The 12,568-nt window shown below is 64.1% G+C and carries 12 protein-coding genes and 1 pseudogene; 2 read left to right on the top strand and 11 right to left on the bottom strand.

All coding sequences use genetic code 11. The annotated features are described in order from the left end of the window. Position 1: 1 nt before the first annotated feature. From APH44_RS14690 to APH44_RS14660, 7 genes and pseudogenes are all read right to left on the bottom strand, one after another. A complete protein-coding gene (locus tag APH44_RS14690; protein ID WP_054893336.1) occupies positions 2 to 796 on the bottom strand; it encodes an ABC transporter ATP-binding protein in 795 nt (264 codons plus the stop codon). Further along, the gene (locus APH44_RS14685) at positions 793 to 1,914 is read right to left on the bottom strand and encodes an ABC transporter permease (protein WP_054893335.1); all 1,122 of its coding nucleotides are present in this window, start codon (positions 1,912 to 1,914) and stop codon (positions 793 to 795) included. The genes APH44_RS14690 and APH44_RS14685 overlap by 4 nt, the downstream gene beginning before the upstream one ends. A gap of 92 nt (positions 1,915 to 2,006) precedes the next feature. Beyond that, on the bottom strand, positions 2,007 to 3,029 hold the full coding sequence (locus APH44_RS14680; protein ID WP_054893334.1) for a DUF5924 family protein: 1,023 nt from the start codon (positions 3,027 to 3,029) through the stop codon (positions 2,007 to 2,009). Between the two features lie 158 nt (positions 3,030 to 3,187). Then, positions 3,188 to 4,593: pseudogene (locus tag APH44_RS14675) on the bottom strand (M16 family metallopeptidase). A 37-nt stretch (positions 4,594 to 4,630) separates the two neighbouring features. Then, positions 4,631 to 6,289, bottom strand: coding sequence for a Na/Pi cotransporter family protein (locus APH44_RS14670; protein WP_054893333.1), 1,659 nt, complete (start codon positions 6,287 to 6,289; stop codon positions 4,631 to 4,633). Positions 6,290 to 6,533: 244 nt separating this feature from the next. After that, positions 6,534 to 7,304 (bottom strand): TerC family protein, encoded by a 771-nt coding sequence (locus APH44_RS14665; RefSeq protein ID WP_054893332.1) that lies wholly within the window; start codon positions 7,302 to 7,304, stop codon positions 6,534 to 6,536. A 73-nt stretch (positions 7,305 to 7,377) separates the two neighbouring features. Further along, positions 7,378 to 8,685: a CitMHS family transporter gene (locus APH44_RS14660; RefSeq protein ID WP_054893331.1), complete on the bottom strand. Its 1,308-nt coding sequence runs from the start codon at positions 8,683 to 8,685 to the stop codon at positions 7,378 to 7,380. A 268-nt stretch (positions 8,686 to 8,953) separates the two neighbouring features. Between APH44_RS14660 and APH44_RS14655 the strand changes: the two genes are divergently transcribed. Further along, the gene (locus APH44_RS14655; protein WP_054893330.1) at positions 8,954 to 9,355 is read left to right on the top strand and encodes a GFA family protein; all 402 of its coding nucleotides are present in this window, start codon (positions 8,954 to 8,956) and stop codon (positions 9,353 to 9,355) included. A 38-nt stretch (positions 9,356 to 9,393) separates the two neighbouring features. Here the strand turns inward: APH44_RS14655 and APH44_RS14650 are convergent, their stop codons facing one another. Continuing rightward, a complete protein-coding gene (locus APH44_RS14650; RefSeq protein ID WP_054893329.1) occupies positions 9,394 to 10,173 on the bottom strand; it encodes an exodeoxyribonuclease III in 780 nt (259 codons plus the stop codon). Positions 10,174 to 10,253: 80 nt separating this feature from the next. On the opposite strand from APH44_RS14650, the gene pyrE reads away from it, so the two are divergent. Then, positions 10,254 to 10,895 carry an orotate phosphoribosyltransferase gene (gene pyrE, locus APH44_RS14645; RefSeq protein WP_054893328.1) on the top strand — a complete coding sequence of 214 codons (642 nt, stop codon included), beginning with the start codon at positions 10,254 to 10,256 and terminating at the stop codon, positions 10,893 to 10,895. 141 nt (positions 10,896 to 11,036) lie between these two features. On the opposite strand, the gene APH44_RS14640 is transcribed toward pyrE, so the two are convergent. From APH44_RS14640 to APH44_RS14630, 3 genes are all read right to left on the bottom strand, one after another. Next, positions 11,037 to 11,675, bottom strand: coding sequence for a DUF799 domain-containing protein (locus tag APH44_RS14640; protein ID WP_232233654.1), 639 nt, complete (start codon positions 11,673 to 11,675; stop codon positions 11,037 to 11,039). A gap of 17 nt (positions 11,676 to 11,692) precedes the next feature. Then, a complete protein-coding gene (locus APH44_RS14635) occupies positions 11,693 to 12,061 on the bottom strand; it encodes a DUF4810 domain-containing protein (protein WP_054893326.1) in 369 nt (122 codons plus the stop codon). 39 nt (positions 12,062 to 12,100) lie between these two features. Further along, on the bottom strand, positions 12,101 to 12,568 hold a 468-nt coding region (locus APH44_RS14630), incomplete at its 5' end, for a CsgG/HfaB family protein (protein ID WP_054893325.1).

Here is a 12,568-nt window from a genome sequence, read left to right as displayed (position 1 = left end):
GTCAGTGCTCCTGTCCCGCGCTTGCGGCTGCCTGTTCGGCTGCACGTCCGCGCGGGCCGTGAAAGTATTCGTGAATCCAGGGATCGTCGGTGCGTTCGACCTCGGCCAGCGGGCCTGCGACCAGTACCCTCTTCTGCGACAGCACCGCCACCCGGTCGGTGATGGTGTAGAGGGTGTCCAGATCGTGGGTGATGAGGAACACCGAAAGCCCGAGGGCGTCGCGCAGGGTCAGGATCAGTTGGTCGAATGCCGCTGCGCCGATCGGGTCCAGGCCTGCGGTGGGTTCGTCGAGGAACAGGATGTCCGGGTCCAGTGCCAGCGCGCGGGCCAGGGCCGCGCGCTTGATCATGCCGCCGGACAGCGAGGCCGGGTACTTGTCGGCGGCGCTGATCGGCAGCCCCGCCAGCGCCAGCTTGACCCCGGCCAGGTGTTCGGCGTCGGCGCGTGACAGCCCGGCATGCTCGATCAACGGCAGCGCGACGTTCTCGGTGACGGTCAGTGACGAGAACAACGCGCCCTTCTGGAACAGCACACCGAAGCGCCGTTCCACCTGCGAGCGTTGATCGTCGTTCAGCGTGGCCAGGTCCTGGCCGAACACCTTCACCCTGCCCTCGTTGGGCCGACGCAGGCCGACGATGCTGCGCAGCAGCACCGACTTGCCGCTCCCCGAACCGCCGACCACGGCGAGGATCTCGCCGCGGTACAGGTCCAGGTCGAGGTTCTCGTGCACGCTCTGACTACCGAAACGGTTGCACAGGCCACGGGCTTCGATCACCGCTTCACGTGTGCCACTCACCAGCCCATCTCCATGAAGAACAACGCAGCCACGGCATCCAGCACGATGACCACGAAGATCGACTGCACCACTGCCGAGGTAGTGTGGGCCCCGACCGACTCGGCGCTGCCACTGACCTTGAAACCTTCCAGGCAGCCGATGGCGGCGATCAGGAAGGCGAAGAACGGCGCCTTGAGCAGGCCGACCAGGAAGTGCTGCACGCCGATGTCGCTCTGCAGCAGCGAGAGGAACATGGCCGGCGGGATGTCCAGCGACAGCGCACAGACCACCGCGCCGCCGACGATGCCGCAGACCATGGCGACGAAGGTCAGCAGCGGCAAGGCGATCAGCAGCGCCAGAACCCGCGGCACCACCAGCAGTTCGATGGGGTTCAGGCCCAGGGTGCGGATGGCGTCGATCTCCTCGTTGGCCTTCATCGAGCCGAGCTGCGCGGTGAAGGCGCTGGCCGTGCGCCCGGCCATCAGGATCGCGGTGAGCAGCACGGCGAATTCGCGCAGGAACGAGAAGGCCACCAGGTCGACGGTAAAGACCGTCGCACCGAAGTCGGCCAGCACCGTGGCCCCGAGAAAGGCCACTACAGCGCCGACGAGGAAGGTCAGCAAGGCGACGATGGGCGCGGCGTCCAGGCCTGTCTGCTCGATGTGCGCGACCACCGGGGTGACCCGCCACTTGTGTGGTTGCAGGAGCCGGGTGGCGAGGGTGGCGAGGATCAGGCCGACGAAACCGAGTAGTTGCCGGGTGTCCTGCCAGAGCGTGTCGACGGCGCAGCCGATGCGTGCGAGCAATTGCAGCAGGACCGGTTGTTCGGCTTCCTTGATGGGGATGCAGTAGTCCTGCACCGAGCCATACACCGTCCTGAGCAAGGCTCGGCTGGCCTCGGGGAGCTCGTCGGTGCAGTGCGACAGGCGCTCGGCGCCCAGCAACTCGGCCAGCAGCGAGGCACCGGCGGTGTCCAGGCGCCCAAGCTGGCTGAGGTCGGCGATCGTGTCGGCACCGTACTGGTCGCGCAGGCGCTCGCTGTCGCGCTTGAGGCTGGTGTAGTGGGCCAGGGTCCAGTCGCCGGCGATCAGCAGGCGCGCGGGGTGCTGGCGGGTGTCGAGGGTGGCGCTGGGCTCCATGCTTTTGACTCTGCACGACGGCGGTGGGTCAGATCATAGCCTGTTGCAGCTGCGGTGGCTTCAATCGCGGGGCAAGTCGCAACGGCGAACCCTCACCCCGCCGGTACATCCTCGACCACCTTGAAGCGCAGTACGCCGATCACCTGGCCATCCTCGGTCAGCACCCGCACCTGCCACTTGCCCACCGGGTTGGGCGGGAAGTTCTGCTTGTGGGTCCAGGCCCGATAGCCTTCCTTGCGCCCACCGTGGATGTCCAGGGCGATGCGGTCGACCTCTTTGCCGTCCTGCTGCCACACGTGATAGATCCGCTCGTTCAGCCCGCGCGGAGCGTTGATTGCGGTATAGGCGTACAGCCCTGCGCTGCGAATGCGGCTGGCGGCGATCTCCTCCAGCGAATCGCCGGGCACACGGTCCTGCAATTCGGTGGTCACCGCCACTTCGGTCATCCACAGGGTTGCCGGTGGTACCCATGAACGCAGCAGCCAGCCGCCGCCGCCCACGGTCAGGGTCACCAGTACCAGCGCCACGGCGCGGCGCCAGTTGTTGATCGGGAAACTGCTGGCCAGGCTCGGGAATGACAGCGCCATGGCCGCGATCAGCGCCAGCTTGAAGCTCTGTGCGGTGGTCAGGTGCAGGATGATCGGCAGCGCCGTAAGCAGCGCGGCGAACAGGGTCAGGGTGTGCAGCGCCATGAACAGCCAGCGCCGCGGCGCCAGCCATTTGTAGTACAGCGGATCGACGATGGAGATCAGCCCGGCTGCGCCGAGCAAGCCGGTGAACACCAGCTGGCCGCTGTTCCAGGTGGTGGTGATGAAGAAGAACGGCAGGACGAAGAACAGACTTTCCTGGTGGATCATCTGTGTGGCGTAACGCAAAAGTGGCTGCGGGATTTCGCGCTTGAACGTGCGTGCGAACAGTCCCGTCAGGGTGTTCTCGAGCATCAGCCAGACCCAGCTGATCAGCATCAGCACGGCGATCCAACTGGCGAGGCCGGCCTGGCGGTCGACCAGGATGAAACTGCCAATGCCGGACAGGAAGCCGCCAAGGGCGATGACCCCGGGGTAGCGTTTGAGCAGTTCGATGATGCGTTGGACGATGTGGGGTATGGGAGGCATGGGATGGGCAGCGATAAGGGGTGACTGTTCTGGCCTCTTCGCGGGCAAGCCCGCTCCCACAGGTATCCCGCAGGCTTCAGCATCACCGGCTACTTGTGGGAGCGGCGGTTCGCCGTTGCGACTTGCCCGCGAAGAGGCCGAAACAGGATACCGCCGAATCAGCTGTCCCGTGTAGCGCCGCTGGGGCGATCCGCCGGCTGGCGTCTTTTGCGGATCAGCCCGATGGCGAGTATCAGCCCCAACCCCAGCGCCACCAACCCGTACAACTCGTCATAGCCCAGCAGTGGCTTCTCGATGCGCAGGTAGCCAGGCTCCTTGAGCAACAACCGCAGCGCTTCGTTGGCCTCCTTCAGGCTGACCTTGCGCAGTTTGCCGATCGGGTCTGTGAAACGGCCGTCCTCGTAGTCGTTCAGCGCGCCCCAGTAATAGTCGGCCAGTGCGCTGTTGCCCTGGGTGGTCCAGCTTTCGCGGGCAATCGCGGCCTCCTTGAGGCGGGTAAAGGTGTCTGCATCCAGGCCGTGCTTGCGCAGGTGCTCGAACAGGTCCTGCAGCACTTTCACCGCTTCGTCGATGTCCTGGCGTTCGAGATCGGCGTTGAAGCTGAGCATGCCACTGTCGCCGAAACTTTCACGCCGCACGGACGGGCCGTAGGCCAGGCCGTGGCGCAATCGCAGTTGATCGTACGCAGCCCAGTCGAGGTAGCGCGAGAGCAGTTCGAGGGTCTGGTCGTGATTGCTGTCGAGTACCGGCTCGATGAACAGCCAGTGCAGCCTGGCGGTGTCACCCAGCCAGCCACGGGTCAGGTCGCGGCGTTGCTCGGCCTGCTGGCTGATGCTGTCGAGGTTGCGCCGCTCGCCTGGCTCGGTGGCTGGCAGCTCGCCGTAGGTACGCTCCAGATAGGCCGGCAGCAGGCGGTCGAGGCCACCGACGACGATCAGGCTCATGTTGTTGGCGGCGTACCAATGCTCGCGCATGGCCTGCACCTGTTTGAGGGTCATGCCGTCGATATCCGAGCGCTCCGGGCATTTGAGCCTCAGTTCCACGGCAAGCTGGTCGCTGGCCGGGTGGCCGATGTCCTGGCGGTCCAGCCAGCGCTGCAGGTGGCCGTAATGGCCGCCGTCCTCGCGCTCGATGATTTTCTTGGCGGTGGCCAGGGCCTTGGCATCGATCTTCGTGTCCCGCACCGCCGCCAGCAGCAGGTCGAGCACCTTGCGCTGGTTGCGTGCCGGCGCCTCGATGACGAAGGTGGTATCGGCGGCGCTGGTGAAGGCGTTCCAGCCCCGCCCAGCGCCTGCAGGCGCTCTTCCAGGCCGCCTTCGCCGGTCTCGTCGATGCCGCTGAACAGCAGGTGTTCGAGCAGGTGCGGCAATTCGCGCTGGTTGCACTCGAAGTCGTCGAGGCCCACGCCGACCACAAGGCGGATCGACACATGGTCGCGTTCGTACCCCGACTTGAGGATCACCTGCAGGCCGTTGGGCAACAGATAGCCTTCGACCCGCGAGCGGTCGAGGGCGAACGAGGGCAGGCTGCAGAGGATCAGGCAAACGAAGGTCAGGCAACGCATGGGCGGGCTTCCGGGCCGGTCTCCAGGTGTGCGGGGGTCAGGACAGGCGGGCGTCGTCCGGCACGCTGTCGAGCAAAAGCCCGCCGGTGTCCGCGCCGCCCAGTACCACATAGGCACTGCTGCAGAACAAAGAGTTCAACCGCTTCATGTCGGCGATCAGCTCCAAGTGTAGCGAACTGGTCTCGATACTCTGCACCACCTTGCGTTGCAGGCGACTGACATGGGCGTGGGCCAGGCGCCGTTCCTGGGCGCGGAAGCGGCGTTTCTCGCGCAACAGCAGGCGTGCGCTCTCAGGGTCGGCGCTGAGGAACACCGACAGGCCCAGGCGCAGGTTGGCCAGCAGTTGCTCCTGAAGGCCCGTCAGTTCTTCCAGGCCGACCTGGGAGAACTCCCGGCGTTGTGAGGTCTTCTGTTGCTGCACCTTGCGCAGCATGCGCTCGATCAGGTCGCTGGCCAGCTTGAGGTTGATCGACAGTTCGATGATCTCGGCCCAGCGCCGGTTGTCCTGCTCGCTCAGGTCCTCGCGTGACATCTGCGCCAGGTACAGCTTGATGGCGCTGTACAGGGCCTCGGCGTCCTCGCCCAGGGCGCGGGTCTGTTGTGGCAGTGCAGTCTGGCTACCGCGCAGGGCGCCGAGCATGGCCTCGAGCAGGCTGTCGACGATGTCGCCCAGGCGCAGGGTCTCGCGGGCTGCGTTGGCCAACGCCAGGCTGGGGGTTTCCAGCGCCGAGGCGTCGAGGTGCCGGGGCTTGACCTGGCCGTTGGCGACTTCGCGTTCGGGCAGCAGGGTGGTGCACAGACGCCCCATCGGTTTGACCGTGGGCAGCATGACCAGGCAACGCAGGGTGTTGTAGAGCAAATGGAAGCCGATCACCAGCTCTTGCGGGCTGAAACTCAGCGAGTCCATCCAGTCCACCAGCGGGTGCAGCACCGGAATGATCAGCAGCAGGCCGATCAGCTTGTACAGCAGGCTGCCCAGCGCCACGCGACGCCCGGCGGCGTTCTGCATGCGGGCGCTGATGAAGGCCAGCATTCCACTGCCGATGTTGGCGCCGACCACCAGGCCGATGGCCACCGGCAGGCTGATCACCTCGGCACCGGCCAGGGTCGCGGTGAGCAGCACGGCAGCGAGGCTGGAGTAGGTGATCATGGCGAACAGGGCGCCGACCAGGGCGTCGAGCAGGATATCGCCGGTCAGCGAGGCGAATAGCACTTTCACACCCTGTGCATGGGTGATCGGCGCAGCAGCCTGCACGATCAGTTCAAGTGCCAGGATGATCAGGCCCAGGCCAATGGCCACCCGGCCCATCTGGCCGAGGCGCGTCTGCTTGCGCGACAGGAAGAAGATCACCCCGACGAACACCAGCAACGGCGACAGCCACGACAGGTCGAAGGTCAGCACCCGCGCCATCAGCGCAGTACCCACGTCGGCACCGAGCATGATCGCCAGGGCTGGGGTCATGGCCATCAGGCCCTGGCCGACGAAGGAGGTGACCAGCATGGCGGTGGCGTTGCTGCTCTGCACCACGGCGGTGACGACGATGCCAGCAATGAAGGCCAGCGCACGACGGTCCATGTTCTGGCTGAGCACGCGGCGCAGGTTCGAGCCGTAAACCCGAAGAATGCCGGTGCGCACGATATGCGTGCCCCAGACGAGCAGCGCCACGGCGGAAAGCAGGTTGAGCAGGGTGAGCATGTTCGAGGCCCCCTTTTTACCGACGCCCCAGTGCGGGGCCAATGGGTGAAGCCGTGAGCCTGGCCCGGGGGTGGGCGTTGTATTCAGTGCTCACTGAAGCTTTAGTTGTTTTGCGCGGTTGTCGCCAGCTTGGCATGGCGGGCATTTATTTGAAACATTTCTGTCACAAGCATGTTGGGTGGTTCAGGGCCAGTGCAGACAAACGAAAAAGGCCCCGGAGGGCCTTTTCAGTGACGTCCGATTCTTACTGACCCGGAATGTCCTTGCGCAGTTTCACCGGATCATGCTCCTTGCCTTCCTTGCGCGCCATTGCAGTACGCATGCGGATGTTGATCGCTTCCACCGCCAGCGAGAACGCCATGGCGAAGTACACATAGCCCTTCGGCACGTGCACGTCGAAGGACTCGGCAATCAGCACGGTACCGACCACGATCAGGAACGACAGCGCAAGCATCTTCAGCGACGGGTGCTTGTCGATGAAGTCGCTGATGGTACCGGCGCAAAGCATCATCACCAGCACGGCGACGATGATCGCGGCGATCATCACCGGCACGTGCGAGACCATGCCCACCGCGGTGATCACCGAGTCCAGCGAGAACACGATGTCGATGATGGCGATCTGGATGATGGTGTAGAAGAACTTGCCGCCAGCGCCTTTGGGTTCGTCGCTGCTTTCCTCCTCACCCTCGAGGCCGTGGTAGATCTCCTGGGAGCTTTTCCACAGCAGGAACAGGCCGCCGAAGAACAGGATCAGGTCGCGCCCCGAAATGCCCTCGCCGAAGACCACGAACAGGTCGTCGGTCAGGCGCATTACCCAGGTGATCGAGAGCAGCAGCATGATCCGGGTGACCATCGCCAGCGCCAGGCCGAAGATCCGTGTGCGCGGCTGCATGTGCTTGGGCATGCGGCTGACCAGGATCGAGATCATGATGATGTTGTCGATCCCGAGCACGATCTCGAGTGCGGTCAGGGTGAAAAAGGCAACCCAGATTTCCGGGCTGGTCAGCCATTCCATGTGTATTCCTTCGAACGGTGAAGGCGACGCGCCCGGGAGAGCGGGCGTGTCGCGGTGGGGTGGTGCTCTTGTCTTACAGACTACTGATCAGTGGGAAAACTCCCATGAGCAAGGCGGCGAGCATTATGCACAGGCACACCAGAACTGCCCACTTGAGGGTGAAGCGCTGGTGATCGCCGAATTCGATCCCCGCCAGGGCTACCAGCAGGTAGGTGGAGGGTACCAGTGGGCTGAGCAGGTGTACCGGTTGTCCGACGATCGACGCACGGGCCATTTCCACCGGGGTGATGCCGTAGTGGCTGGCGGCTTCGGCCAGTACCGGCAGCACGCCGTAGTAGAAGGCGTCATTGGACATGAAGAAGGTGAACGGCATGCTGACGATCGCGGTGATGGCCGCCAGGTACGGGCCGAGCGCATCCGGGATCACCGCCAGCAGGCTCTTGGACATGGCCTCGACCATGCCGGTGCCGGACAGAATGCCGGTGAAGATGCCGGCGGCGAAGATCAGCCCGGTCACGGCCAGCACGCTGCCGGCGTGGGCTGCGATGCGGTCCTTCTGCTGCTGCAGGCAGGGGTAGTTGACGATCATGGCGATACTGAAGGCGATCATGAACAGCACCGGCAGCGGCAACACGCCGGAGATCAGCGCGACCATCAGGGCAGCGGTCAGGGCGCCGTTGAACCAGATCAGCTTGGGACGGCGCGCTTCGGGGAACTGCGACACGCTGATTTCGCTGTGATCGATGTCGTCGGTCGGCAGGTGCAGCTCACCCAGGCGGGCACGCTCGCGCTTGCCGTACATGTAGGCGATGGCGAGGATCGCCAGCACACCGAAGGCCATGGCCGGGATCATCGGCACGAAGATGTCCGACGGGTCTACATGCAGCGCGCTGGCGGCGCGAGCGGTCGGACCACCCCAGGGGGTCATGTTCATCACGCCACCGGCGAGGATGATCAAACCGGCCATGATTCGAGGGCTCATGCCCAGGCGGCTGTACAGCGGCAGCATGGCGGCGCAGCAGATCATGTAGGTGGTGGCGCCGTCACCGTCGAGCGAGACCACCAAAGCCAGCACGGCAGTGCCGACCGAGACTTTCAGCGGGTCGCCCTTGACCAGCTTGAGGATCTTGCGCACGGCCGGGTCGAACAGGCCGGAGTCGATCATCAGGGCGAAGTAGAGGATGGCGAACATCAGCATCACGCCGGTGGGCGCAAGCTTGCTGATGCCTTCGAGCATCATGGGGCCGATCTTGGCGGAGAAGCCGCCGAACAGGGCGAAAATGATCGGTACCAGGATCAGGGCGATCAAGGCCGACAGGCGCTTGGTCATGATCAGGTACATGAAGGTGATGACCATGGCAAAGCCAAGGAAGGTCAGCATGGCGGTACTCCAGGCGTGGCGCGGCGAAAGGACGGACGATTCGGGCGGATCAGCGCGTCAGGCGCTGTGCATGGAATAGCGGGAGGGGTACTGCAGGAAGGCGGGCACAGGAAAACATCGGTATCACCATTGTTGTTGTTGATTGGGCCGGGTTCGTACGTAATGCCGACACCCTGGCTGGCCGGTCTGTCGCCGGTGGTGGCGCTATCCTAGGGGGGTAAGCTTTCAGCCAGCTTTCGCCTCGATGAAGGCGACAGGAGGTCGTTTAATGAATGACGTACAGGAAGGCGGGTGCCATTGCGGTGCCTTGCGCTACCGGCTGGAGGGCGATCTGACGGATGTCGCCCACTGCCACTGCTCGATCTGTCGACGGGTCAGCGGCGGGCTGGTGGTGACCTGGCTTACCCTGCCGCGCAAGGGTTTCCAGTGGATGGCGGGCGAGCCGAAGCGCTATGTGGCGCCGGCCAGTTGTACACGGTTCTTCTGCGGCGACTGCGGCGCGCATGTGGCGCTGGAGACGACGCATAGCCCGCTGAGCATCGATGTGACGGTGGGGACGCTGGACCGGCCAGAACAGGTGAGGGCCAGTCGGCATATCTGGACGGGCAGCCGGCTACCCTGGCTGCACCTGGATGAGGAGCTGCCTGGCGAGGTGGAGGAGAGTCCGTAACGAAATGCGGGGGCCTGATCAAAGGCCCCCGCAGGTCTTCAGATGGTCAGCGTCCAGTCGTAGTCGACGATCAGCGGCGCGTGCTGCGAGAAGCGTGGCTGGCGCGGCAGGCGAGCACTACGCACGAAGCGGCGCAGACCCTGGGTGAGGATCTGGTAGTCGAAGCGATAGCCCAGGTTGAGCATCTCGGCCTGTTCGTTGTCCGGCCACCAGCTGTACTGGTCGCCTTCGCGGCTGACTTCGCGCAGGGCGTCGACATAGCCCATCTCGCCGATGATCGCGTCCATCCAGGCGCGTTCGGGCGGCAGGAAGCCCGGCGACTGCTGGCTGTCGCGCCAGTTCTTGATGTCGAGCTTCTGCTGCGCCACGTAGAACGAGCCGCAATAGATGTATTCGCGACGCTTGCGACGCTGCTTGTCCAGGTACTTGGCGAAGTCGTCCATCAACTTGAACTTCTGGTTCAAGTCTTCGTCGCCGTTCATTCCCGAAGGCAGCAGCAGGCTGGCGATGCTTACCTTGTCGAAATCTGCTTGCAGGTAGCGCCCGTAACGGTCGGCCGTCTCGAAGCCCAGGCCGGTGATGACTGCCTTGGGCTGCATCCGCGAGTAGAGCGCCACGCCACCTTGGGCAGGCACCTCCGCTTCGCAGGCATAAAGGAAATAGCCATCGAGCTGGAAAGCTGGGTCGTCGAGTTCAAAGGCCGAGGCGCGGGTATCCTGAAGGCAGATGACGTCGGCATTCTGGGCTTGCAGCCAGCTGAGCAGTCCACGCTCGGCCGCAGCCTGAATGCCATTCACGTTCACACTGATGATCCGCATAAATGGCCCCAAAAATCTCGTGCGTGTATGATACCCGAGCTCAACTCATTTAGCTAAATCCGTGGTGTCCGGGACTTTTCATGCAGCCGTATCAGCGCGACTTCATTCGTTTTGCCATCGATCGCGGCGTTCTGCGCTTCGGTGAATTCACCCTGAAATCGGGGCGTACTAGCCCGTACTTCTTCAACGCCGGGCTGTTCAACAGCGGATCGGCCCTGGCCCAGCTGGGGCGCTGCTATGCAGCCGCGATCGTCGACAGCAAGATCCCCTTCGACGTGCTGTTCGGTCCCGCGTACAAGGGCATCCCGCTGGCAGCGGCCACGGCGGTGTCCCTGGCCGAGCAGCATCAGCTCGACGTGCCATGGTGCTTCAACCGCAAGGAAGCCAAGGACCACGGCGAGGGCGGCAGCCTGGTCGGCGCTCCGCTGGCCGGTGACGTGCTGATCATCGACGACGTGATCACTGCCGGTACCGCCATCCGTGAGGTCATGCAGATCATCAAGGGCCAGCAGGCCAAGGCCGCAGGCGTACTGATCGCACTGAACCGCGAAGAGCGCGGCAATGGCGAGCTCTCGGCGATCCAGGAAGTGGAGCGTGATTTCGGCATTCCGGTGGTCAGTATCGTTTCGCTGACCCAGGTACTGGAGTTCCTGGCCGACGATCCTCAGCTCAAGCAGCACCTGCCGGCGGTCGAGGCCTATCGGGCGCAGTACGGGATCTGATCTCGGACCGGTAATGAAAAAGGCGACCCATGAGGGTCGCCTTTTTCATTGGATCGGCGGTGGATCGTTCACGGGCAATCCCACTCCCACAACGGCGGTAAACCCCTGTGGGAGCGGGCTTGCCCGCGAAGCAGTCGCCGCTTAGTCCGTGCCGTACTTCGGCGAGCGCGGCCCATACAGGATCCCGCCGTTCGGGTTCGGCGACAGCAGGCGGGCACTGGTGATACCGGCGATCGGGTAACCTGCGTCTTCCTGCACGCTGCTGATGACCTGGTTCACTGCCGCAGTGATCAGCATGCCGATCAGGCCGCCCTGGTTCTGCCGGCCTTCTTCGCTGGAGGCGGATGCAGTACCGGTCCACAGCGTGGTGCCGGACTTCAGGTCGACCAGCTTGGCACTGGCGGTCACGATGGTTGCGCTGCTCAGCACCATGTAGCGGGTGCCGTAGTCGCTGACGGTCACGTACAGCGCCGCATCGGCGCCGAAGATCTCGTGCAGCTTGGCCATCGGCAGCTCATGGATGTCAGCCGGGGTGGTCATGCCGTTCTGGCGGAAGGTCTCGGCGACCAGCGCCACTGGCATCACGTAGTAACCGGCTTCGGCCAGGGGGTAGGTGACCTGCGCGAGCATGCTGTAGCTGGCCTTGACGTCCGGCGAGTTGTTCAGCGGCGGCACGATCAGGATCGACTTCGGGCGGCTCTGTTTGAAGGCCGCGTAGTCGGTGGTCTTGCGCTCGGCACAGCCGGCGAACAGGGCCAGCACGCAGGCGCCGACGATCAGTTGGGTAAGGCGCTTGATCACTGCTTCGCTCCTTGCGTGGCGTTCTTCATCAGGAAGTCCATGTACGCCGCCGACTCAGGGAACAGCGCCTTCTCGGTGCGGAACTGCTGGATCATCTGGTCGTCCTTGCCCAGGCTCGAGTAGAGCAGGCCCAGTTGCGCGTGATACCCAGGAGGGACGGCGCCGTTCTTGGCCTTGATCTTCTCCAGGTCGCGTTCCAGGGCGATGACCTGTTCTTCCTTGGACTGGTCGTTGAAGTATTCGCGCACTTGCGGCTGGTAGCTTTCCCACTGGTACAGCGGCTTCTGCGAGTTGCAACCGACCAGCAGGGCGCTGGCCAGCAGGAGCCCGGCGCCAGTGCGCCAGGCCGAGCGGGTGATGCTCATCTACGTGCTTCCTTGTCGTTGTCGTCTTGCTGCAGGGTCTTACTGCGCTTGCGGCTTCCACTGGCCGCTTTCGACAGCGCCGACCAGCTTGTTCACCGCTTCGCGCATGGCCAGGTCGAGAACCTTGCCGTTGAGGGTCGAGTCGTAGCTGGCGGTACCGCCGAAGCCGATGACTTCACGGTTGGACAGGGCGTATTCGCCGGCGCCCTGGCTCGAATAGACCACTTCGGAGGTGCTGATGTTGACGATGTTCAGCGCGACCTTGGCGTAGGCAATCTGGGTCTTGCCGCGACCGAGGATGCCGAACAGCTGGTGGTCACCGACTTCCTTGCGGCCGAATTCGGTAACGTCGCCCGTCACCACGAAATCGGCGCCCTTCAGGCGCTGGACCTGGCCTTTGATTGCGGCTTCCTGCTGGATCTCACCCATGTTGTCGCGGTCCAGCACGTTGAAACGGCCGGTCTGCTGCAGGTGGGTGATCAGGATGGTCTTGGCCTGGCCGCCGAG

Origin of the sequence: Pseudomonas sp. NBRC 111143 (assembly GCF_001320965.1) — a bacterium.
Lineage (GTDB): Bacteria > Pseudomonadota > Gammaproteobacteria > Pseudomonadales > Pseudomonadaceae > Aquipseudomonas > Aquipseudomonas machongensis.
Note: the sequence above shows the minus strand (reverse complement) of the source record. Positions and strands in the feature narration are given on the sequence as shown.